Origin of the sequence: Pseudomonas sp. CCI4.2 (assembly GCF_034350045.1) — a bacterium.
Classification (GTDB): Bacteria; Pseudomonadota; Gammaproteobacteria; order Pseudomonadales; family Pseudomonadaceae; genus Aquipseudomonas.
The window spans coordinates 4,010,282-4,033,850 of record NZ_CP133781.1 but is presented as its reverse complement, the minus strand read 5'-3'; the positions used below and the strand labels follow the sequence as shown (position 1 = coordinate 4,033,850).

Here is a 23,569-nt window from a genome sequence, read left to right as displayed (position 1 = left end):
TTGACATATTTGATGACAATTATTCGGGCTCCCGATTCCTGCTCAATGGCCGACCGTTCAGTCCATGAAGGTTGACGCCAGCCTCGCTTTGGTGTTTTCTGAAACCGTTTTCAGAGCCCAATAACTATAATCCGGGTCACTATTTTGAATAGCTTTTCTCCCCATTCGCGCCCCCGCGTCACGATGAATGATGTCGCTGAGTTCGCGGGAGTGTCCAAAGCCAGCGTCTCGCGCTTTATTGGCGATGATCGGCAATTGCTGTCTGACGCCATCGCCTCACGCATCGAACACGCGATCGAAACCCTCGGTTATCGCCCCAATCAAATGGCGCGAGGGCTCAAGCGTGGACGTACTCGATTGATTGGCATGCTGGTCGCCGACATCCGTAATCCCTATTCCGTAGCGGTGATGCATGGCGTCGAAACTGCCTGCCGTTTGCATGGTTACAGCCTGGTAGTGTGCAACACCGACCGCGATGACGAGCAGGAGCGTGTACACCTCGCTGCCCTGCGCTCGTACAACGTTGAAGGCTTGATCGTAAACACCCTCGGCCATCATCTGGACGAACTGCGCCAATTGCATGAAGAACTGCCGATGGTGTTGGTTGATCGCAAAGTCGAGCAACTGCAAAGCGACTTGGTCGGGCTGAACAATGAGGATGCCGTGCGCCAGGCCATCGATCACTTGGACGACCGCGGTTATCGCGACATCTTGCTGGTCAGCGAACAACAGGACGGCACCAGCTCGCGGCTTGAACGGGTTAACGCTTTCAAACAGCTGATCGCCCAACGTGGGCACATGCGCGGACAAGTATTGGAAACCGGCGATCAACTGGGCACGCAATTGCAGGCCTTTTTAGCGGCGCCCGGTCCCGGACCTAAAGCGCTGTTCACCGGCAACGGCGTCGCTACCTTGACCTGCACGCGCTTGCTACGGGAGTCGGGCTATCCATTGTTCGACGACATCGGCCTGATCGCGTTGGATGAATTGGAGTGGTACCCCTTGGTGGGCAGCGGCATTACCTCGCTGGCGCAACCGACCCACGATATCGGCGTGACGGCGTTCGAATGCCTGCTCAACCGCTTGCGTGGCGATTCAGGACCTCCCCACCTCGTCGATTTCCGAGCAACCCTGATCGTGCGCGGCTCGACTCAGCGTCGCGCTTAACGACGCTAGACGCTTACGAACACCTTTCTTGCAGTAAAATGAAACCGGTTTCAGAGGACAACGCTAATGACCCTTTACCCCGTCTCCATCAGTCTTTCGAGCTACGGCGCGGACATGGTTCGTGAAAAAGGCCAAGCCAGTTTTATCCCGTTGGTAGCTGATGCTGGCATGACACGCATCGAACTTCGGGAAGAGCTGTTCAACGACGAAAATCAACAGCGGTTCGCACCAGCCATTGCTGCTTATGGTTTGGAATGTCTGTACTCATCGCCGCTGGAGCTGTGGGTTACCGGCCAAAGCCAGCCCAACAACCAACTGGAAGCCACCCTGCTGCGGGCAACGGCCTGCGGCGCGCAGTGGTTGAAAGTTTGCCTCGGGAGTTTCAGCGACAGTTGTGATCTGGGCGCGCTGGCTGAGTGCCTGGCACGGCATTCCGTGCGCTTGCTGGTTGAAAACGATCAAACGGTCCAGGGCGGGCGGATTGAGCCGTTACGGCGGTTCTTCGCCCGTATCGACGAATTGAGCGCCCCAGTCGGCCTGACGTTCGACATCGGTAATTGGCAGTGGCAGGAGCAATCCGCTGTCAGCGCCGCCAAGCAGCTAGGGCGCTACGTTGAATACGTGCATTGCAAAGCCGTGGCGCGCAATGCTCAGGGCACGCTTATTGCGATCCCGCCAGCGCCAAGTGATTTGCAGCGGTGGGAATACTTACTGAGCCAGTTCACGCCGGGTGTGATTCGCGCTATTGAGTACCCGTTACAAGGCGATGATTTGCTAACACTGACCCGCCAACATCTGCACCCCCTCGCCCGGCTCGGCCAACCCAAGGAGGCCTTTGATCATGTCTGAATTCGACATCCTTTCCTTCGGTGAAACCATGGCGATGTTCGTCGCCGAACAGCCGGGTGATTTGGCTCAAGTAGAGCATTTCAGCAAGCGCATTGCCGGGGCTGACAGCAACGTCGCCATTGGTCTGTCCCGATTGGGCTTCAACGTGGCGTGGCTGAGCCGGGTCGGGGCAGACTCGCTGGGACGCTTCGTGATCGACAGCCTGCAGCGCGAAGGGGTTGACTGCCGTCACGTCACGATAGACCTCGCACACCCGACCGGTTTTCAGATGAAATCCCGGGAGCTTGATGGCCGTGATCCGGGTGTGGAGTATTTCCGTCGTGGGTCAGCCGCCAGTCATTTGTCCGTGGCTGATGTCCATTCCACGTTGCTGAGCGCTCGTCATCTGCACGCCACCGGCATTCCGGCAGCGCTGTCAGATGACACCCGCGAGCTGTCTCGGCTGTTGATGACCTCAATGCGTGAATCAGGCCGTAGTGTGTCGTTCGATCCCAATTTGCGCCCGTCGCTGTGGTCAAACCAAGCAACGATGATCCGCGAAATCAACCACCTGGCCGGGCTTGCGCATTGGGTCATGCCAGGTTTAGCCGAAGGGGCGCTGTTGACCGGCTTCGAAGATCCGGGCGACATCGCAGCGTACTATCTGGATAAAGGCGTCGAAGCCGTGGTGATTAAACTCGGCGCTAAAGGCGCGTACTACCGCACCCAGCACGATCAAGGTTTCGTCGCCGGTGTGCCGGTGGTCAATGTGGTAGACACCGTGGGTGCGGGGGATGGCTTTGCGGTGGGGGTGATTAGCGCCTTGCTGGAGAACCAGAGCTTTGCCTTGGCGGTGGCTCGCGGTAACTGGATAGGCAGCCGCGCCGTGCAAAGCCGAGGCGATATGGAAGGCTTGCCGTCGCGCGCTGAATTGCAGGTGGCCCTTCCCCATGACCCCCTGCTACGACGACAACCTGCCTGAACCAGTCGTATGCTTTCTGCACACCGATTGACCTGCTGCGACAAAAACAAAACAAGCTCAGGAGCCTCACCATGGAAAAGCTACGTCTGATCAACCGCCGCTGGCTGTACATCATGCCCATCGTGTTCATCACCTACAGCTTGGCCTATTTGGACCGCGCCAACTATGGGTTCGCCGCCGCATCGGGCATGGCCGAGGACCTGCACCTTACCCCGGGCCTTTCGTCATTGCTGGGTGCACTGTTTTTTCTGGGTTATTTCTTCTTCCAAGTCCCCGGCGCGATTTATGCGCAAAAGAACAGTGTTAAAAAGCTGATTTTCGTCAGCCTGATTTTATGGGGCTGCCTGGCCACGCTGACCGGGATCATCTCCAATGCTTACGTGCTGATCGGCATTCGTTTCATGCTAGGCGTAGTCGAAGCGGCGGTCATGCCGGCGATGCTGGTGTACCTGTGCCATTGGTTTACCCGCGCCGAACGCTCGCGAGCCAACACCTTTTTGATCCTCGGCAACCCGGTAACGATGCTTTGGATGTCGGTAGTGTCCGGCTACCTCGTGGCACATTTCAATTGGCGCTGGATGTTCATCGTCGAAGGCATGCCAGCAATCATCTGGGCGTTTATTTGGTGGCAGGTAGCCGATGAAAAACCGGCGCAGGCGAAATGGTTGCACGAGGCCGAAAAAGCCGAACTGCAAAGCACCCTGGAAGCCGAGCAAGTCGGCATCAAGCCAGTAAAAAACTATGCCGAAGCCTTTCGCTCACCCAAGGTAATCATCCTGTCGTTGCAATTTTTCTGCTGGAGCATTGGCGTTTACGGGTTTGTGTTGTGGCTGCCGTCGATTCTCAAACAAGGCGCCGACTTGAACATGGTTGAGGCGGGATGGTTGTCGGCCCTTCCGTACTTGGCGGCGGTGATTGCGATGCTTGCAGTTTCCTGGGGCTCAGACCGGATTCAGCGCCGTAAACGCTTCGTTTGGCCGCCGCTGCTGTTGGCGGCCCTCGCCTTCTACGGGTCATATGCCTTGGGCAGCGAGCATTTCTGGTGGTCCTATTCACTGTTGGTGCTGGCGGGCGCTTGCATGTACGCGCCCTATGGGCCTTTTTTTGCCATCGTCCCCGAGATATTGCCCGCCAACGTGGCCGGCGGCGCGATGGCGCTGATCAACAGCATGGGCGCGCTGGGTTCGTTTGGCGGTTCTTATTTGGTCGGTTATTTGAACGGCGCAACCGGCAACCCAGGTGCCTCGTATCTATTAATGAGTGGCGCGTTGTTGGTCTCGGTGGTGCTAACGCTGCTGCTCAACCCCGGCAATGACACGAAACCGGCGCGCACCGAGCGTCCCCTACCCCGGGTGGCTGCGCATCCTTGAACACAGGCGTGAATACCATGAGAAAACAGGTCGTTTTGTACAAAAAACTGTCCCCCGCGTTGATGAGCCGCTTACAGCAGCACGCCGACGTTGTGTTTATCGACGAGCCCAATCGCGACGCACTGGCGCGCCTGCGGGCGGCCCTGCCTCAAGCACACGGTTTGCTCGGTGCCAGCCTTAAGCTGGACGCGGCGCTACTCGACCTGGCGCCGCACCTGGAAGCGGTAGCGAGTGTCTCGGTGGGTGTTGATAACTATGACCTGGAATACTTCCACCGGCGCGGCATTGTGCTGACAAATACTCCGGATGTGTTGACCGAAACCACCGCCGATACCGGCTTTGCGCTACTCCTTGCCGCCGCCCGGCGAGTGGTTGAGCTGGCCAACCTTGTGCGTAACGGTCAGTGGACGAGCAACTTGGGAGCTGAGCATTTTGGTAGCGATGTCCACGGTAAAACCTTGGGTATCATTGGCATGGGCCGGATTGGCGAGGCGCTGGCGCAGCGCGGGCATTTTGGCTTCGGCATGCCGGTGATTTACCACAGCCACTCCCCAAAACCCGCCGTCGAGGCGCGTTTCAATACAAGCTATCGACGCCTGGATGCGCTGTTGCAGGAAGCCGACTTTATTTGCCTGACCCTGCCTTTGACCGCTGAAACCGAGGGCATGATCGGTGCTGAACAATTTGCTTTAATGCGCCCGCAGAGCATTTTTATCAACATTTCCAGGGGCAAGGTGGTGGACGAGGCAGCGTTGATTGCGGCGTTGCAAAGCGGTCAGATTCACGCCGCAGGGCTTGATGTGTTCGAACGTGAGCCGCTGGACCCGGAGTCGCCGTTGCTGAGGTTGGACAACGTCGTCGCCACGCCGCACATGGGGTCCGCTACCCACGAAACCCGCGAAGCAATGGCCCGATGTGCGGTGCAGAACTTGATCAGTGCATTGGCGGGAGAACCACCTGCGAACAGGGTGAAAACTGACGCCGCCGCCCACGCAGCCTATCGCTAGCCTCGGCCTTCTGTAGGCGCTTTACTCGCGATTCAGAACGTTGTGCCGTTTTTGATCGGATCAAATCACAAACCTAGCCACCATCTCATTCAGATCAAGCGCCAATCGAGACAGTTCAGTGCTGGCCGCGCTGGTTTGATGCGCGCCGGCAGCGGATTGGGTGGCGAGGTCGCGGATGTTGACCAGATTGCGGTCGACTTCACGCGAGACCTGAGCCTGCTCTTCCGACGCACTGGCGATTACCAGGTTGCGTTCGTTGATGTGCGAAATCGCCACTGTGATCTGCTCCAGCGCCACGCCGGCGGCACGGGCCAGCTCTAACGTCGACTGGGTACGATTGGTATTCACCAACATCGATTGCACCGCTTCACCGGTGCCGTTTTGAATCCCTGCGACCATTTGCTCGATTTCCTGGGTCGACTGCGCCGTCCGATGGGCCAGTGCCCGTACTTCGTCAGCCACCACCGCAAAGCCCCTGCCCGCCTCACCGGCACGTGCCGCTTCAATGGCCGCGTTCAACGCCAGCAAGTTGGTTTGCTCGGCAATCGACCGAATCACGTCCAGCACTTTGCCAATATCTCGCCCTTGCACGGCCAAGCCTTCAACCAACAACGTCGTGGTTTGCACGTCTTGGGTCATGGCTTGTATTGCCGAAACCGTTTCCACCACCCGATCACGGCCCTCACACGCCGTCTGGTTCGATTGCTGCGAGGCTTCGGACGTGGAGACGGCGTTGCGTGCAACCTCTTCGACTGCGGCGGTCATTTCGTTGACCGCAGTAGCTGCCTGCTCGATTTCATTATTCTGCTGTTGCAGGCCACGGGAGGCTTCGTCTGTGACTACGCTCAGCTCTTCAGCCGCCGAGGCCAGCTGGGTCGCTGAACCGGAAATCTGCTCGATGGTTTTACGCAGGTTTTGCTGCATGACCTGCAATGCCGTCAGCAAGCGCGCCGGCTCATCGTGACCGTCAATCAGAATGGTCTTGGTCAAATTACCACCGGCGATGTCTTCAGCTGCGCGCAGTGCTCGTGTCAGTGGGATGACAATGCTGCGGGTCAACAGCCACGCCAGCAAAACCGTCAACAGCGCGGCACTGACCGCGACCACGATGACCATGACAGTAGCGTTATCGTATTTAGCGCTGGCGTCATCTAGCGTCTGCTTTGCTTCACTTTTGTTAATAGCGATCAATTGCTTGAGTTGATCACCCATCAAATCTGAATCGGCTTTCATGCGCGAGTTGATCACACCGCGTGCTTCTTCAAGTTTATCGTCCCGCGACAACTGAATCATTTGGGTCTGCGCATGGAGGTAACTGTCCAGCGTAGCGCTGAACGTTTTATATAAAGCGGCCTCCTCGGTTGTCATGGGCAGCGCCGAATAGCTGGCTTTTGCTTGCTGTAACTTACTCACCAAGTCATCAATGCGCCCGGTGCTTTCTTGCAACATGGCCGGTTCACGATTGAGCAGTATCCGAAAGGAAGTAACGCGCAGGCGCAGTACGTTCTCCGTCACGTTTCCGAGAAACGTAACACTGGGCAGGACGTTGAACTGCATCTCAGTGGCGGCTTGACGGATCACGGTCATGCGGTTCAGCGCAAACACCCCCAAGCCTATAACCAAGACTGCAATAAACGCGAACCCGAGAAAGGCGCGTGGTGCGATGTTCATATTTCTTATTGTCACGGGCGGTTCTCGATTAGGTAAGAAATCACAAGCGTCTATACACGGCCCATTAATGAGCCTGTGCCGTTCTAATTGTTTTGAACTTACGATTGCCTGCGAACTATTCATTTGAATGCGTCCGCGCAGAACTTAATCCTGTATTGAAGGTATAACCTTAGGTGTAACTGCGGCGCAATAGGGTGTTGAACGACAGGCGTCGAAACTGTTTCAACGGCCGTTACTTGTAGCGAATTTTATCAAGTCGCGCCACCGGTTTATAGCCCGACTCTATACCCGAGTGGCCCGCTATGGCTTCAGCCATAGCCCGCAAGCGTGTGAGCGACTTAACCCAGCGGTTCAGGCCGACCCTTCCAAGAACACCAGCGTCAAGCAGTCATTCGAATACTATTTTCCTGCTAAAAGTCGAATAGCACTCCATTTGAGTGGCCTGAGGGGCTTTTTTTTAACGGCATTTTAAATCAAGACCGTCAGCTTATTAACGTCAGAGATTTGACCTGCGTCATAAAATCGAAAAAGTTATTTCAACCCTGCAAAAAAACCGTTTTGGCCCAGCGTAACGGAGTGCTATTTTTAGTCACCTAACGGATAGGCGCAGCGGATGCGTCGCCTTTAAAGTGGGCTAAGCAATTGCTCGATTGAATAGGTGGGCCGTATGAACAAAGTAACGTTCCCCAATGCCTGTCAACTGATGCGCTGGCACTTCCATCCGGTTGGATTTGAAGCCGGAATGGACTCACCCAGCAGCATGGTCGCACGCCTGTTCGATCGCGCTACGGGCGAGACGATCATTGCAATTGCTGCCATCCCCTGTGCAACCGTCATGGACGTCACCGAGGTCGAGCGCATGATCGAGGCCATCGAATATGAGCTTGAGTCCTTCGTGCCGCCTCTCACATTGAAAGTCTCCTGATCGGAGACGTTCGCTTCAATCGCCCTGACTGTCTGCCTTGCCTCGTCTGTCGTCGAAAAAGGGCCTGTGGCCCGTAATTTTGTCGGACGCTTTAGGCACTGCCGAGTTGTCTGCGGACCCCGTGCTGTTGTTCTTATCGATGTACCAATAGCAATGGCGCACGGCGCGAGTAATGGCGACGTAAGCCAATCGCAGTATTTCGTCTTTCTGGGCGGAGTCGAAGGGATCCGCATCGCCGTCTTTGCCCAATCCCGCCAGACGGTAAGCTTGGTTTTTGAACGGTGATTGGGTCAGATGCTGGCAATCCCCGAGCAAAAATACAGCGTCAGCCTGGAGGCCTTTGGAGCTGTGATAGGTCAGCTGTTTAAACCGTCGAGACGCCGTCGGCAACCCAGAATCGTAATTAACTAGCGACTGTAAGCCTTCGGAAAACTTGGCTTTTTCGTTACTTTTCCGGTAAAGCAGCAAAATGGAGTCACCGTCGTTGTAATGCTGGATCAAACGTTCGGTGAGTTCGTCGTCATCACGGTCCAGCACCGTCACCGGTACCAACTCTTGAGCCGCGCCACCGGCCTTGGCCTTTTTGCCGGCAATCGCTGGCGCGCTGCGCACGATGTGTTCAGCGGCGTCAATGATGTGCTGATGGCTACGGAAGTTATCAATTAGCATCACTTTGGTAGTGGCGGGCGATGCGAACTCCTTGGCGAACGCCATGAAGTACTTTGGAGAACTGCCGCGCCATCCGTAAATCGACTGCCAATCATCGCCTACACAGAGTAATGACGAACGTTGCGCCACCCGGCCCACGTGCAGCGCCGGGCCACGACTGCGTATCTCCCGCAGGCTGGCACGAATCCAGGAAACGATTTGTGGCGAAACGTCTTGGAACTCATCGATCATTAAGTGCGACAGCGGCCGCAGCAGCTCATCGCTAATCTGTTTGAGATTCTCCGGTGACGTCTCGCCGAACAAGGCAAACATTCTGTTGTAGGTCATGACCGGTGGTGTTTGCGCCAGCAGGTGCCCTTCGAATGCTTTCCAAAATAGGCTCAGGGCTTCAAAGAAATACCGATCCGGGTCGTTCGCGGCAAAGCTCATCTGTGCCACGGCGGCGGGCACATCCAGGCCCAAGTTCTCAATAAAGCTGGCAGCGGCGACAAATCCATCCAGCACGGGGGCCGCGCTCAATTCACCTTTCACCTTGTAGTCGAAACCCGGGCCGGCCACTGCCGCCCCCGCCAATGACTGTAAAACGCGTGTGGCGGAATCGTAATTCTCTAGCCATATCACAGGCTTGCGACAGAAAGCTTGAAACAGGGTGCGCTTGATCAGCCATTCAGCCCAGACCGGCAACTTTGCCGACGACCGCTTCATCTGCTGGTTTTCAGACGGGTCAAACCCGAGCACCACCCAGGCATCAAGTTCGGCAATGTAGCCATGGAAATGAAACGAAAAACCATTGATTTCAACGGCTTGGCGCATAGGCTCAATGCCGTTTATAGGCCATGCGTTGGCGTGGATCCACAGGTCTTCAATGGTGTCGCACAGCTCTTCGTCGCGCTTGGCGGAGAGCTCGGTCACAACGACGCGTTTTTGCACGTCGGGATGATCGCGGTCCAGTTCCTTTAGTTGCAGGGCGTGGCGAAACAGCTGTGACATGAAGTCCCGAAACCGTTCGTTACTCGCGTACAGATCTCGATAGCACAGGTTCAATTGCTGGCGCTGCGCATCGTTGATTCGCAGGTCAAACGGGTTGCTGTCGGCCCCTTCGTCCGAGCCCGATTGTAGAGCTTGGTTGCTAAGGTTCTCAAACGCACGCAACTGGCCGAAGCCAGGCAAGCTGCGCACCAGCGGCAAGATGCGCGAGTGAAAGGTGCGCACCAAGTCCCGGCCCTCTTTCAAGCTCAGGGTATGACCCCACAGCCCCATGATCTCAATCAGCTTGTTGATGAAGTCCTTGCGCGACTCTCGGGTGAAGGTCACTACGGTCATAGAACTGAGTTCAAAGCCTAAATAATGACTCAGCAGCAAAATGCGAAGCACCAACGACGTGGATTTGCCCGCGCCAGCACCTGCGATGACATACGTAGACGGCGTGTCGCTGAAAATCATCTTCCATTGCGCCGCGCTGGGCTGCACATGTGCCGGCAGCTTTAGCGCAACATCGGCCTTGATCCGCTTTTTCAGCTCGGGAGTCAGGGCCAAGCGCCAATCATCAAACAGATGGTCGTCGATGCGCGGCCCACGGTGCTCGGTGGGACGAGTGTCACGAATCAGCAAGACCTGACGTCCTTCTTCTACCCCGTCCAGACGACCCTCCGCATAACCTTCGTTCACGCCTTCCCCATGGCCATTGAGGTAGCCGTCTGCGTGTCCTTGTGACCATGAAGGTGAATGCAGCGCGCGCAGGCTATTGAGGCTGCGGCCAATCAGACGAGCCAGCAGGCGTTTAATCCAAGGCAGCTGTTCAGGAAGAGAAAGATCATCAGGCAATTGATGCGGCACGCGGGCTCCAGGTGTCAGTTGTGAGCGAATTGACGGACATGGTGGCCGCATTCAGCGATGACTTCTAGTGAAATGCTTTGCGATCAGCGTGTTAGCCGATCAAGTGCAGGTAAAGTCGCAAAGTCTACTGAGCGTCATCGATCCTCGCGTGTGTGCCAAAGGCGCAGCAAATAGACCGTGGAATCTTGAATTTCGTAACGCATCTAATAGTGGCCAATAAGGATTCGGCGCACATCCCGTGGCTCAAACTCTTCAAGTCTTTCGCCAATGCGTGGATTGTTCATCAAAACGTCTGGAGCAACCGTGAGCCTTAAAACTGTAAGCGCGGCAGCGGATCGGTCCACGGTGGCCAGAAACTCGAACAGCCGGGAAAGGTCGGAAAGCGCCTTGCTTGTCCACTTCAACTCCATCAGCGTGGCACTGGTAGCGGGGATTCGGTGCTGAGGCTGTCGGCCCAAGCCTGGACAGCCTGATGATTAATGACTCTACCAGCGTCCACATCTGCCAAAGCCTCTTGGGTTAGGCGACTGCGCTCCTCTTCGTGGTCAATCCAGGCAGAAAGAGCTTGCTTGACGATCCAATTCTTGGAGCGCTCCAGACGCTCAGCCATTAAATCAACCCTCTCTGCTAATTGCACGGGTACGTGAGCGGTAATAGATCGAGTTTTTGCAGCAGTTGCCATGATGGAAATGCTCCTATTCTGTGAAAGCGCAGGCCTTCTTTCAGTTTTTTACTCAAAGTCAATCATAGTGAATAACAATGTATCAGTCTCACGCTATAACATCGAATAAGTAGATATTTTTACTGCAAAAATCCCGCTTTTTACTGATCAATATTTGATAGATGATACTTCCCATCAACCCACACAACGCTCAGCAGCACTGAAGCACGCAGTCGGTTCTGCTCTGGAGAGGCCATAACCATGCTCGAATTAAGACCTTTCAACACCTTGGGCGGCGCAAACCACGGCTGGCTGAACGCTCATCATCACTTCTCTTTTGCCGAATACTACGACCCGAAACGTATGAATTGGGGTCAATTGCGGGTGTGGAATGATGATGTGATTGCCGCAGGTACCGGGTTCCCTAAGCACCCGCATCGCGACATGGAAATCATCACCTACGTTCGTGAAGGTGCAATCAGCCACGAGGACAACCTGGGCAATAAAGGCCGGACCGAAGCCGGCGATGTTCAAGTCATGAGCGCAGGCACCGGAATTGCCCACAGCGAGTACAACAAGGAGTCCACAGAGACCCGAATTTTTCAGATATGGATCGTGCCCGACGAGACCGGCTCAGCGCCGTCCTGGGGCGCTAAACCTTTTCCCAAGGGCGACCGTGAAGGTTTCGTGACGTTGGCCAGCGGTAAGGTCGGCGATGACCAAAGCCTGCGGATTCGTGCGGATGCGCGAGTAGTGGCGGCTAACCTTAAAGCAGGTGAAACCGCTGAGTATCGGTTGGATGCAGGCCGTCGTGCGTACCTGGTTCCGGCAACCGGCGTTATCGAAGTCAATGGCCTGCGGGCGGTGGCACGCGATGGCGTGGCGGTAGAACATGAGCGCGTCTTGACAGTAACAGCCATTGAGGACAGCGAAGTCGTTTTGGTGGATGTGGCGTAATTGTGGGCGGTACGCAAAAGGGACGGCTGATGCCGTCCCTTTTTTTTCGCGCTCGCTTAGCGGCAATTAAGGCGCGATGGCCGCGTCTACCAGGACCTGAGCTTCGGCCACCAAGCGTTTGAGGTGGTCTTCGCCGATAAAGCTTTCTGCGTAGATTTTGTAAATATCTTCGGTGCCCGAAGGGCGTGCCGCAAACCAGCCATTTTCGGTCATGACTTTCAAACCGCCAATGGCCTGATCATTACCGGGCGCGTGGCTGAGGATGCTCTGAATGGTTTCCCCAGCCAGCTCCGTAGACTTCACCTGATCGGGAGACAACTTGCCCAGCAGCGCTTTCTGCGCGGGATTGGCCTTGGCTTCGACCCGGGTCGAAAACGGTTCGCCCAGCTCTTCTGTCAGTGCTTGGTAGATCTCGCTAGGGTCACGGCCCTTACGTGCGGTAATTTCTGCCGCCAGCAAGGCCGGAATCAAACCATCTTTATCGGTGGTCCATACGCTGCCGTCTCTGCGCAAGAACGACGCGCCCGCGCTTTCTTCACCGCCAAAGCCCAGGGAGCCGTCGAACAGGCCGTCAGCAAACCATTTAAACCCCACGGGCACTTCATATAGACGCCGGCCCAAACGCTTGGCCACGCGATCAATCATGCCGCTGCTCACCACGGTTTTGCCGATGGCTGCATCGGCGCGCCATTGCGGGCGGTTCTGAAACAGGTAATCGATGCTGACAGCCAGGTAGTTGTTCGGCGCCAGCAAGCCCCCGGTCGGGGTCACGATGCCGTGGCGGTCATGGTCCGGGTCGCAGGCGAAGGCCACTTGGAAGCGGTCTTTGAGACCGATCAAGCCTTGCATGGCAAAGCTCGACGAGGGGTCCATCCGTATACGACCGTCCCAATCGACACACATAAACCGGAACGTTGGATCGACTTCTTTATTCACCACTTCCAGGTTCAGGCCGTAGTGTTCGCCGATGGCCGACCAGTAACGCACCCCAGCACCGCCCAGAGGGTCGACGCCCAAGCGCAGATTAGCGCCGCGAATGGCGTCCATGTCGATTACATTTTTCAAGTCGGCAACATAGGTGTTGAGGTAGTCGTGGCGATGAGTCGTGTCGGCCTTCAGGGCTTTTTCATAACTGATCCGCGTGACGCCCAGTACCTTTTCAGCCAACAGCTCGTTGGCCTTGGCCTCGATCCATTTGGTCACGTGGGTGTCAGCCGGGCCGCCATTGGGCGGGTTGTATTTAAAGCCACCACTTTCCGGCGGATTGTGCGACGGGGTAATTACGATGCCGTCTGCAAGCCCGCTGGTGCGACCGCGGTTGTAGCAAATGATCGCGTGGGAAATCGCCGGCGTAGGCGTGTATTCGTCGTTTTCGGCGATCATCACCTGCACGCCATTGGCGGCCAACACTTCCAGTGCGGTGACACTGGCCGGGGTCGACAACGCGTGGGTATCTGCGCCTAGGAACAGCGGGCCGTCAATGCCGTTTGCCTGTCGGTACAGACAGATCGCCTGGCTGATGGCCAATACGTGCCATTCGTTGAAGCTCAGTTCAAACGAGCTGCCGCGATGGCCAGACGTGCCGAAAGAAACGCGCTGGGTGGAGACCGAAGCATCAGGCTGACCGGTGTAATAGGCCGTCACCAATCTCGGGAGATCGACCAACAGTTCTGCGGGCGCTGGTTTGCCGGCAAATGGACTGAGACTCATAAGAAACCTCCATGGGTGGAACCATTACAAAAATGAGTGGGCCTGCTGCACGCAATCCGCATAAACAAATGACGAAACAGCCCGTGGCGCGGCAGTTTACTGGCAGTTTGACCGTGGCGCTTAGCTATCTATCCGTAAGCCGTTGAAGGTTTTACAACTGCCACCACGCGGGCAGCAAGTTTTGCACCTTGCGCTCGGCAAATCGGTCGTCGATCAGCATCACCACGCCACGGTCCTCAACCCCGCGAATCACGCGTCCGGCAGCTTGTACGACTTTTTGCAGGCCCGGATAAAGGTAGGTGTAATCGTAACCTGCGCCGAACAACAGCGACATGCGCTGCTTGAGTTGTTCATTGACCGGGTTCAGTTGGGCCAGACCCAAGGTTGCGATAAACGCCCCAATCAAGCGGGTGCCCGGCAGGTCAATGCCTTCACCAAAGGCCCCGCCCAATACGGCGAAACCAATGCCTTGGCTGCTCACGGTGAATTTATCGAGAAAGGCCTGTCGTTCAGCTTCCGCCATGCCTCGCGATTGCAGCCATAGGGTCAGGTGTGGATGGCGTTCGCGCATTAAGTCGGCAACTTGCTGCAAATATTCGAAGCTGCTGAAGAACGCCAGGTAATTTCCAGGTTGTTTTAGAAACTGCTCGGCCATCAATTCGACGATGGGCGCGAGGGACGCCTTGCGATGGACAAAACGGGTTGAAATTTGGCTGATGATGCGCACGTCCAACTGCTCACGGGAGAACGGTGACTCGACATCGACCCACGCGGTACTCGGTGGCAGGCCTAACAGGTCGGCGTAGTAATGACGCGGACTCAAGGTTGCCGAGAACAGCACCGTGCTGCGCGCGGTGGTGAGGCGCGGACGGATAAACGCTGCTGGCACCACGTTACGCAAATTCAATCGCGACAGGCTGCGGACGTCCTTCAGCTCACGTTTATTGATGTCAAAGACGAAGTGGTCATCGAACAGCTCGGCGATGCGTGAGAACTGGATCGCTTCGAAATAAAAGCTCTGCAAAACTCCGTCGACTGCATGCGGGTGCTCATTGAAGTAATCGCCAATGGCTGCGATGCAAAAGCTCAGGCTTTGCAAAAATCTACCCGGGGTATCGGGGTAGGCTTGATACCCGGCGTCCTGGTCTTTGTGCAGCGCACTCCAGTCGCGGTCAAGTCGCTCGAGGAATTTCCCCACCGAAGCCGGCGCGCCGGGCCGAATGGCGTTCAGGCTTTGCTGGTCGAGGCTGGCGCTGTACATCTGCCGCGTACGCTCAACCATGTTGTGCGCTTCGTCGACCAGCACTGCCACTTGCCATTGATTGAGCTGGCAGAGCCCGAACAACAAGGCGCTGAGGTCGAAATAATAGTTGTAGTCGGCGATGACCACGTCGGCCCAACGTGCCATTTCCTGACTCAGGTAATACGGGCAGACTTGATGCTGTAGCGCCACGTCACGCAACCCGGCTTGATCAAGCCAGGGGTTAATCAAGGCCGCGCTGCGGGCCGCTGGCAACCGGTCGTAAAACCCTTTGGCCAAGGGACAGGAATCGCCATTGCAGGCTTTGTCCGGGTGTTCGCAGGCTTTGTCGCGCGCCACCATTTCCAGTACACGCAAGGTCAGTTCCGGGGCGCTGTGGCGAATGACCTTCAAGGCATCCAGTGCCAGCTTGCGGCCCGGGGTTTTGGCCGTTAGAAAGAATATTTTGTCGAGCTTCTGGCCGGGGGCGGCTTTGAGCATCGGGAACAACGTGCCCACGGTTTTGCCAATACCAGTAGGCGCTTGCGCCATCAGGCAGCGCCCGGTGCTGACGGCTTTGTAAACCGATTCGGCCAATGCCCGTTGCCCAGTCCGAAACGTCGGATGAGGAAACGCCATCGTGCCCAGTAACTCATTGCGCGCCTGAGTGTGCGCCATTTCCTGACGCGCCCAGCGCAGAAACACCGCGCACTGCTCGTTGAAAAACGTTTGCAGTGAAAGCGCCGTGTGCTGTTCGCGTAACGTGGTTTCTTCTTCGCTGACGACGTTGAAGTAGACCAGTGCGACGCGGATTTCATCCAGTTCAAGCTGCTGGCAGAGTAACCAGCCATACATCTTGGCTTGGGCCCAATGCAGTTGCCGGTGGTTGGCGCGCATGGCGGTCAAGTCGCCGCGGTAGGTTTTGATTTCTTCCAGCTGATTCAGCGCCGGGTTATAGCCGTCTGCCCTGCCCCGGATCTTGAGGTGCAGGTACTCGCCACTGAGGGCAATTTCGGACTCATAACCGTCGCCGCGTCGAGCGACGACAATACGGTGACCAGCCATACCCTCCAGGGCAGTGGGCGCCGGGGTAAAGCGCAGGTCGAGGTCGCCCACCTTCGCCGTGAACTCGCACAAGGCGCGTACGGCTACGGTATAGCGAGCGTCGTCGGTGGGGTTGATGGTCACTGGAGAAAAACGGCCGTTTGTTGCCCATACTGGATGGGCGTACAGATAGCAGTTATGGCCTGATGCTGGCAAATATTTTTGGATCAATGGCCGGCATTGGCAAGCTTAATCGCCACCGTTTAATCCGCTGTTTACAGGCGTTCCTGGCGCAACGCCCGGTCCAGCACCTCCAACGCCCTGCCAATGTCCTGGGTCCAGTCAAAGGCGAAACTTATTCTCAGGTTCTGTTGGTGTAACCCCTGAAGACTAAAGACCTCACCGGGTGCAATAGAAATTCGCTGTTTGAGTAGACGATCAAATACTTGGCGCATGTTTACGGGCTGTATGCATTCGGCCCAGATACCCGCCCCCCCTGCGGGCAGATTAAATCGCAAGCTGTCACCGACGCGCTCGTTGAGCAGCGTTGCCATCATCAGCATCCGGTCTTCCAGTAGTCGCCTTAGCCCAATAACGTGCAGGTCGATTCGCCCGGTGCTGTAAAGCCGGGCGATGGCTTTTTGACGAATAGGCGACAGCCGAAATGAGCGCACCAGAAAGTGCTGCTGCAATTCAGTTCTAAGGTGTTTGCACAGCACGTAACCATAAGGCGCCTCAGGTCCGATGATTTTGTCGAAAGCTGAGAACACCATCAGTCGATGAGGATTGACCCAATCGCGCAATCGGTTCGCCGATTGCTCGAAACACAGCTCGCCATGGCTATCGTTCTCCAACACCCAAACGCCGTGCTGATTCAACAAACCGGCCAGTTGTCGGCGATTCTCCACCGCAGCCGGTCCGATTATCGGGCTGACGCAAGAGGGTAGCAGCGCCAAACCGATATTTTCTTTACTGAGCAGGGCTTGGAAACAAGCAAGGTCGACACAGCTTTGAGCATCGAGGGGCACTTCGATCACACGGATATTGAACGATTTCAACACCCGCAAAATAGTCCATGAACAGGGTGATTCGACCAACACCGTCCCACCACGCAGCGCCAAGACATCGAGGACAATTTTGAGTACGCCACTCAAATCAGCACCGACATAGACGTTATCGGAGCACCAGCCATGCACCGCGCACGTGGTATAGCGGTCTGCTAAGGCGGTGCGCAGCTCAAGTTCGCCAAAAGGCTGAAACACCGAATAGGCCCGGCGCGGGTAATGTCGAATCAACTCACGCTCAAGCATTAACAGTGGACTTTCCAATGACGCCAGTACCGTCGGGTCGTCATGGCTGAGCACAAACATGCCGGGGCGTCGGGCATTTGCGTACAAGGTTTCAAGCAAATCCCCGCCCTCGTCGGGTATCTGACGATCCACGCCCGCCAGCGTGAAGTACCCGGATTTAGGTATCGAGCACACCCGGCCCTCCTTTTCCAGCAGGCAGTACGCATACTGAACGGTGGAAACGGAGACCTTCAGACGCCCGGCAAGGTGCCGCAATGAGGGCAATTTAGTCGAGGTGCCGGACTGCACGTTGTCGATCAACCGATTGAGGTACAGGTACACCGCCTGATACGCAAAGCTAGGCACGTCTTTCATGAGTGACAGCCCTCCTCGGCCGTTGATGACCGGGTGCCGGTAGACTTCACCGGAAGAATTTCCACTCAGCGCCCAGACACTGTTTGAGCCGATGGCTCACCCGTTTCGGCATCCACCGTCATGATTCGACGCTTGTCCGGGTCCCCTGCGCGAACCCTCGCAATCAACGAAGTTGGATCATTGAAATCCACACGTTTTTTGCCATACAGCGCTTGCAGACCCACCTTACTCAGGCCGCTGATATCTATCAGCCATTGAGTCACGTGCTCGGGCACCGGCAACCCCATTAGGGCTTTGTGCAAGTCGGGCAGCGCAACGAGCATGCCGGGATGGCAACGACGAAGGAACGCCTCAAGGAACAGACCGGAATCGACAAACGGAGCAAACAGCAGGCACACCAGTTGGGCATCGTTCAAACCAAATGCATCCAGCGCATGGGCCGCTGACAGCATGCGCCTGGCCTCGATTTTTGCGAGGGTGTCGTAGGCGGCCATGGCTTGGTCGATCAATTGCTCTGGCATTTTTTTTCCGCGCATCAAAGCTTTCGCCAGTATCAGGTATTCCCTGACGCCTTCCGGGTACGTGCGATCATTCACATACTGGGCTTGCAAGCCGCGCATATGCGCCATCAACATCGGATTAGCGCAATCCGACTCACTGAAATTGAATGAAAGGTCATCAAACTGAAAGTTCAGGAATTCGATCAGTAACGGCCAATGATCCTCTGCATTGCAGCTCACCAGATCGAAAAGCGTGAGGAATGCGGGAACCACTGCTTTGTTCGGGTAAGCGCATGTTCGACCGGTGGCCTCAGCGCCCTCGCCGTACAGCTCGTGATAATACGCTTGCCCTACTCCACTAACGGTTTTGAGTACCCCGTTGAAACTTTGGTTACGCCAGTCTGATGCAGGCAGATCGAGCCCCTCAGCCAAGCGCATGGCCCAGGCCATGTACTGTTTTTGTTCCTTGCGTGAATCACCGCTGACCAGTGAATCGATCCCGGTACCCCAGCAGGCTGCGCGGGCGAAAAAATCTGCTAGCCCCAAATAGCAGCTGTTGCAGAAGGTCGCGCGACCGTCACCGGCCGTCATGTGGCCGGTGAGCAGCATGTCCGAGCGGTTTCGCTCACGGCCTGCCGAAGAAAACGGTGACTCAATATTGAAGGTTCTGACGAACTGGTGATCCACCATCAAGACTTCGACGCGTGGGTCGTCATACAGAAATAAAGCGGAATAACTGCGGTGGATGTTGTCCATCACCGCCGACGTCATGCCAGCGTGACGCAGGGTGGCCACTCGCAGGGAGAAGGTGGTGGGCGACCGGTTAGCGATGCTCAATTGCGCCGCACGTAAAAATGCCACGGTGTAAGCACTGTCCTTTCCACCGCTGAACGCAACCATCACCTTGTAAGTCCCAATACGCTCGATACCACCGGCGGACACAATTAAACGCTGAATAAACAGTTGCAGAGCGGTTCGCTCAGCGCGAGAAAAGTAACTGGTCAACCGCTGCAATACTTGCTGGTAAACGTAGTTCATTGCCTGTTCATGAATAGAACTCATAGGGCAATTCCGCTGCAATGACAACCCGTTATCGAGCGATAGACAGTTGTCATCCAGCCCCAACTCCGTACGCAATAAGGGTTAAGTTCAGGCAGGGATGAAGAGCTGGAGATGTATTGTTGTTCGACCATGACTCATTCCTTGAGCAATAATTACCGGGCTATTATCAGTATTTGAGAAATGATTACAAGGTACAGAATTCTCATATAATGCAGCGCAGCAACTTTTAAACTTCCGTTTTCTCAGCGGCGTTTATTACTTATACGCCGCGCGTTTATTAATAGCTGCTTACTCGGCATTGTGTTTATTGCGCAGGGTCAAACCCCTTGCGCAACGCGGGCCCGAGCTACTTTAAGCGTGTGTTGAAACATTGCAGACGAAAAAAAAATCCTGCCGGATGACGGCAAGATTTCTGGGCTGCAAAGACGTTAAATGACAGCGGGCTGTTCGTTTCACGGCGCCTGAACAGCGGCGCCGGCAGAGCAAACAAACAGTATTAAGCAGGATCGACCACTAATACCGCTCGCCCGGTGACTGGGCATTGGTCCATGTAGCGATGAGCTGCAACAACATCGTCAAATGCAAATATCCGGGTGACCTGCGGCAGTAATACCCTATCAGCTGTTAGCTGATTGATTTCACGCAACGCACGTTGCAAGGCAGCTTCGTCTTGTGTGATACCCAACTCAGGCTTGCCGGTGAAGTTACCCAAGCAATGTACAAAGAACTGAATATTTTTCTGGAACGCGGCGCAGGCCGGGAACGGTGTTTGATTGCCACCCTGTAAGCCGTACAGAATGAGACTGCCGCGTGGTGCAAGAACGTCACCCAGGATCGACATCTGCGGGCCGCCCAAACCATCGAGCACCACATCTACACCACGGTTGTCGGTGTATTTATTAATAGCGATCAGCAAGTCTTGCTCTTCAGTGACAACGACTTTATCCGCCCCAAGGGCCAGCAAGTTGTCACGTTGCTCTGCAGATTTGGCTGCCGCGATCACTTTCACGCCCAACGCCTTGCCCATTTGAACGAAGGCCGGGCCAGCGCAGTGGGTCGCGTCAGTGATAAGTGCGGTTTGCCCCGGCTTTACCCGCGCCAGGTCAACATAGGCAAAATAGGCGATCAACAGCGGTGTGTAATGAACGCTCGCTTCAACCGGCGTCAACAGGTCCGGGTAGCGGGTCAATGCTGCTCGAGGCAAAACGATCAACTCGCCGTAGACCGGATGTTGGTTGGCAGTGGCTGCCGGGAAGCTTGCCACTTTGTCACCGACTGCCAAATCGGTAACGCCTTCACCCAATGCCGAAACAACACCAGCCATTTCCTGGCCAAGTCCAGCCGGCAAACGAGCTTGTGAAGGTGCCAGATTCTGCCGCCATAGAACGTCATACCAGCTGATGCCGATCGCTTCGACGCGCACTTGCACCTCACCGGGTGCCGGTTGCGCAGCAGGGAATTCCTCGATTTTGAGGACCTCCGCCGGACCAAACTGATGAAAACGGATTGTGCGGGACATTTCGAACCTCGCCTAATGAACCTTAATGCCATGACTCTATCCGGGGTTTTCCGCGAACACTATCAGTGGCTATTAATAGTCGACATGTCTGTCATTGATTCTGAAATTTTTATTGGTCAGTAAAATCACCGGCAAATAACCGCTGGAATCCTGCCATTTCTGGGGCGCATTGAATAGCATGTGGGCGCGACAATGCAACCCACCTTTATAATTCGGTCGTTTGGAAGCATTTCTGATTGGGGTATATCCTACGACGAGCGTTCCCTCAGCGTTCCCAACGGTAGCGTTTCAACGTGGGACTATCATTGACGTTGATGATAAATCCACTGACGTTGAATTTATCGATGTCCCAACAACAGAATCCTCGTATTATTCATTTCGGCGATTTTTCACCTAGGCATTAGTGCCTGAGCAGAACGATCGCAAGCCCCGTGCTGGCACAGACCAACGCATCGACAAACGGCCCGAGATCATCTGTCTATGAATCGCAACGACCTGCGTCGCGTCGACCTCAACCTGCTAATCGTGTTCGAAACCTTGATGCATGAGCGCAGTGTCACTCGTGCTGCAGAGAAGCTGTTCCTCGGACAACCGGCGATCAGTGCGGCGCTCTCGCGGTTGCGTGGGTTGTTTGATGACCCGCTGTTTGTGCGCACTGGCCGCAGCATGGAGCCCACCGCCCGTGCGGTGGAAATTTTCGCGTTGCTCTCCCCGGCCCTTGACTCCATTTCAACGGCCGTCAGTCGCGCGTCGGAATTCGACCCAGCGACTAGCACAACCGTCTTCCGGATCGGCTTGTCCGATGACGCGGAGTTCGCGTTACTGCCTTCGCTATTAAAACGGCTACGTTCTGAAGCGCCCGGCATCGTGCTGGTGGTTCGCCGCGTGAACTACATTTTGATGCCCGCGCTGTTGGCTTCTGGGGAAATTTCCATTGGCGTCAGCTACACCACTGACCTGCCCGCCAACGCCAAGCGCAAAGTCTTGCGCCGCAGTAAACCCAAGTTATTGCGGGCCGATACCGTGCCTGGCCCCTTGAGCCTGGATGATTTCTGCGCGCGCCCTCATGCATTGGTCTCGTTTGCTGGCGACTTGGGTGGGTTTATCGATGAACACTTGGAAAAGGTCGGCCGTAAGCGCCATGTGGTTCTGGCGGTTCCGCAATTCAACGGTCTGGCGACGCTGATCGCGGGCACGGATATCGTTGCGACGGTTCCAGATTACGCGGCAGAAGTGCTGACGGCCGCAGGCGGTGTACGCTCCGAGGACGTCCCCATCGAAACCCGCACCTTCGATTTACACATGGCATGGCGCGGCTCGCAGGACAACGATCCGGGCGAGCGCTGGCTGCGTTCTCGCATTCAAATGTTCTTTGGTGACCCCGATAGCCTGATCTAGAGCCTTCGAGGGGGGTATCTATCATTCCCACTGATATTAACCTTCGGTTTATTCGATTCGTGCAATACAAGCTGTCAGAACAGAATCCGCCAACTCAACGAATATTGGCGGATTATTCCCATGGCACAGTCATTCAATCACTTGCGCTATCCCCTTGCTGCACTGGCACTGATCGTGATCAGTGCCTGTGGTCAGCACGGCCCTGCAGCGGCAGCCGCACCCGCTGCTGCGAAAGTGACCGTGGCCAAGGTACTCGAACAGCCTGTCAACGAATGGGACGAGTTCACTGGCCGCTTGGAAGCACCGGAAACCGTTGAAATCCGCCCAAGGGTTTCCGGCCAGATCGATCAAGTTTCTTTCACCGACGGTGCCCTGGTGAAAAAAGGCGACACGCTGTACCAGATTGACCCTCGCCCGTTCCTCTCCGAAGTTCATCGTCTGCAAGCCCAGCTGGCTCAAGCCCGCGCCGCACAAACCCGTACCGGTAATGAAGCGCAACGTGGCCAGCGCCTGCTGAGCAGCAACGCGATCTCCGCCGAACTGGCTGACACCCGTACCACCTCCGCCCAAGAAGCAAAAGCCGGTGTCGATGCCATCCAGGCTCAACTGGATCTTGCTCGCCTGAACCTGAGCTTCACCCGCGTGACGTCGCCGATCAGTGGCCGCGTCAGCCGTGCAGAAATCACCGCCGGCAACATCGTGACCGCCGACGTGACAGCGCTGACCAGTGTGGTTTCCACCGACAAGGTGTACGCCTACTTCGACGCGGACGAACGTGTTTTTCTGAAATACAAAGAGCTGGCACGCAAAGGTAAACGCGGTCAGGCCACCCCAGTATTCCTGGGTCTGTCCAACGAGGAAGGCAACACCCACCAAGGCACGATGAATTTCATCGACAACCAGGTCAATCCGCAAACCGGCACCATTCTTGGGCGCGCAGTGTTTGATAACGCCGACGGTCAGTTCACACCCGGCCTGTATGCCCGTTTGAAGCTGGTCGGCAGCGGCACCTACTCTGCGGTGTTGATCAACGATGAAGCCGTCGGTACCGATTTGGGTAAAAAGTTCGTACTGGTTATAGGCGCTGACAACAAATCGGCTTACCGCAGCGTTGAACTGGGTCCGAAACTCGAAGGCCTGCGTATCGTCCGCAGCGGCTTGAGCAAAGACGACACCATCGTGGTCAAGGGCTTGCAACGGGTTCGCCCTGGTACCGTGGTAGACCCTGAAATGAGCCCGATGGCCAGCGCTGAAACCCTCGCTGCTCTCGCCAAACAGCGTGAAGCGCTTGAGGCCAGCAATGTTCAGCAAGCAGCAGTGGCAGCCAAATTGGCAAGCAACGCTTCCCCACGCGGTTAA

At 56.0% G+C, this 23,569-nt stretch carries 17 protein-coding genes and 1 pseudogene; 9 read left to right on the top strand and 9 right to left on the bottom strand.

Annotation, left to right across the window (positions count from 1 at the left end; all coding sequences use genetic code 11):
- Positions 1-144: 144 nt before the first annotated feature.
- The 5 genes from RHM65_RS18345 to RHM65_RS18325 all read left to right on the top strand — a co-directional run bounded on the left by RHM65_RS18345 (position 145) and on the right by RHM65_RS18325 (position 5,354).
- Positions 145-1,167, top strand: a complete 1,023-nt coding sequence (locus tag RHM65_RS18345) for a LacI family DNA-binding transcriptional regulator (RefSeq protein ID WP_322170615.1) — start codon at positions 145-147, stop codon at positions 1,165-1,167.
- 66 nt (positions 1,168-1,233) lie between these two features.
- The gene (locus tag RHM65_RS18340; RefSeq protein ID WP_322164497.1) at positions 1,234-2,016 is read left to right on the top strand and encodes a sugar phosphate isomerase/epimerase family protein; all 783 of its coding nucleotides are present in this window, start codon (positions 1,234-1,236) and stop codon (positions 2,014-2,016) included.
- Positions 2,009-2,977, top strand: coding sequence for a sugar kinase (locus RHM65_RS18335; RefSeq protein ID WP_322164498.1), 969 nt, complete (start codon positions 2,009-2,011; stop codon positions 2,975-2,977). The genes RHM65_RS18340 and RHM65_RS18335 overlap by 8 nt, the downstream gene beginning before the upstream one ends.
- 71 nt (positions 2,978-3,048) lie before the next feature.
- Complete coding sequence (locus RHM65_RS18330; protein WP_322164499.1) at positions 3,049-4,347, top strand: MFS transporter; 1,299 nt, start codon at positions 3,049-3,051, stop codon at positions 4,345-4,347.
- Positions 4,348-4,364: 17 nt separating this feature from the next.
- A complete protein-coding gene (locus RHM65_RS18325; protein ID WP_322164500.1) occupies positions 4,365-5,354 on the top strand; it encodes a D-glycerate dehydrogenase in 990 nt (329 codons plus the stop codon).
- Between the two features lie 60 nt (positions 5,355-5,414).
- Here the strand turns inward: RHM65_RS18325 and RHM65_RS18320 are convergent, their stop codons facing one another.
- A complete protein-coding gene (locus RHM65_RS18320; protein WP_322164501.1) occupies positions 5,415-7,040 on the bottom strand; it encodes a methyl-accepting chemotaxis protein in 1,626 nt (541 codons plus the stop codon).
- Between the two features lie 652 nt (positions 7,041-7,692).
- On the opposite strand from RHM65_RS18320, the gene RHM65_RS18315 reads away from it, so the two are divergent.
- The gene (locus RHM65_RS18315) at positions 7,693-7,950 is read left to right on the top strand and encodes a DUF1652 domain-containing protein (protein WP_322164502.1); all 258 of its coding nucleotides are present in this window, start codon (positions 7,693-7,695) and stop codon (positions 7,948-7,950) included.
- Between the two features lie 15 nt (positions 7,951-7,965).
- Here the strand turns inward: RHM65_RS18315 and RHM65_RS18310 are convergent, their stop codons facing one another.
- The 3 genes and pseudogenes from RHM65_RS18310 to RHM65_RS18300 form a co-directional block, all read right to left on the bottom strand.
- On the bottom strand, positions 7,966-10,455 hold the full coding sequence (locus tag RHM65_RS18310) for a UvrD-helicase domain-containing protein (RefSeq protein WP_416194702.1): 2,490 nt from the start codon (positions 10,453-10,455) through the stop codon (positions 7,966-7,968).
- Positions 10,456-10,589: 134 nt separating this feature from the next.
- Positions 10,590-10,865: pseudogene (locus RHM65_RS18305) on the bottom strand (type II toxin-antitoxin system RelE/ParE family toxin).
- Positions 10,865-11,137 (bottom strand): ribbon-helix-helix domain-containing protein, encoded by a 273-nt coding sequence (locus RHM65_RS18300; RefSeq protein WP_322164504.1) that lies wholly within the window; start codon positions 11,135-11,137, stop codon positions 10,865-10,867. The pseudogene RHM65_RS18305 and the gene RHM65_RS18300 overlap by 1 nt, the downstream one beginning before the upstream one ends.
- Positions 11,138-11,377: 240 nt before the next feature.
- Between RHM65_RS18300 and RHM65_RS18295 the strand changes: the two genes are divergently transcribed.
- A complete protein-coding gene (locus tag RHM65_RS18295; RefSeq protein ID WP_322164505.1) occupies positions 11,378-12,073 on the top strand; it encodes a pirin family protein in 696 nt (231 codons plus the stop codon).
- Positions 12,074-12,139: 66 nt separating this feature from the next.
- Here RHM65_RS18295 and pgm read toward each other — a convergent pair whose 3' ends face one another.
- The 5 genes from pgm to RHM65_RS18270 all read right to left on the bottom strand — a co-directional run bounded on the left by pgm (position 12,140) and on the right by RHM65_RS18270 (position 20,812).
- A complete protein-coding gene (gene pgm / locus RHM65_RS18290; RefSeq protein ID WP_322164506.1) occupies positions 12,140-13,783 on the bottom strand; it encodes a phosphoglucomutase (alpha-D-glucose-1,6-bisphosphate-dependent) in 1,644 nt (547 codons plus the stop codon).
- A gap of 151 nt (positions 13,784-13,934) precedes the next feature.
- Positions 13,935-16,211, bottom strand: coding sequence for an ATP-dependent DNA helicase (locus RHM65_RS18285; protein ID WP_322164507.1), 2,277 nt, complete (start codon positions 16,209-16,211; stop codon positions 13,935-13,937).
- A gap of 131 nt (positions 16,212-16,342) precedes the next feature.
- A complete protein-coding gene (locus tag RHM65_RS18280; protein WP_322164508.1) occupies positions 16,343-17,731 on the bottom strand; it encodes a PLP-dependent aminotransferase family protein in 1,389 nt (462 codons plus the stop codon).
- A gap of 65 nt (positions 17,732-17,796) precedes the next feature.
- Entirely contained in the window at positions 17,797-19,293 is a 1,497-nt protein-coding gene (locus tag RHM65_RS18275; protein ID WP_322183856.1) for a hypothetical protein, read from the bottom strand.
- A gap of 496 nt (positions 19,294-19,789) precedes the next feature.
- Positions 19,790-20,812, bottom strand: a complete 1,023-nt coding sequence (locus RHM65_RS18270; RefSeq protein WP_322164510.1) for a zinc-dependent alcohol dehydrogenase family protein — start codon at positions 20,810-20,812, stop codon at positions 19,790-19,792.
- Positions 20,813-21,292: 480 nt separating this feature from the next.
- Here RHM65_RS18270 and RHM65_RS18265 point away from each other — a divergent pair, with 480 nt between their 5' ends.
- Together RHM65_RS18265 and mexE are read left to right on the top strand one after the other, a co-directional pair.
- On the top strand, positions 21,293-22,210 hold the full coding sequence (locus tag RHM65_RS18265) for a LysR family transcriptional regulator (RefSeq protein WP_322164511.1): 918 nt from the start codon (positions 21,293-21,295) through the stop codon (positions 22,208-22,210).
- A 120-nt stretch (positions 22,211-22,330) separates the two neighbouring features.
- Positions 22,331-23,569, top strand: coding sequence for a multidrug efflux RND transporter periplasmic adaptor subunit MexE (gene mexE / locus RHM65_RS18260; protein ID WP_322183854.1), 1,239 nt, complete (start codon positions 22,331-22,333; stop codon positions 23,567-23,569).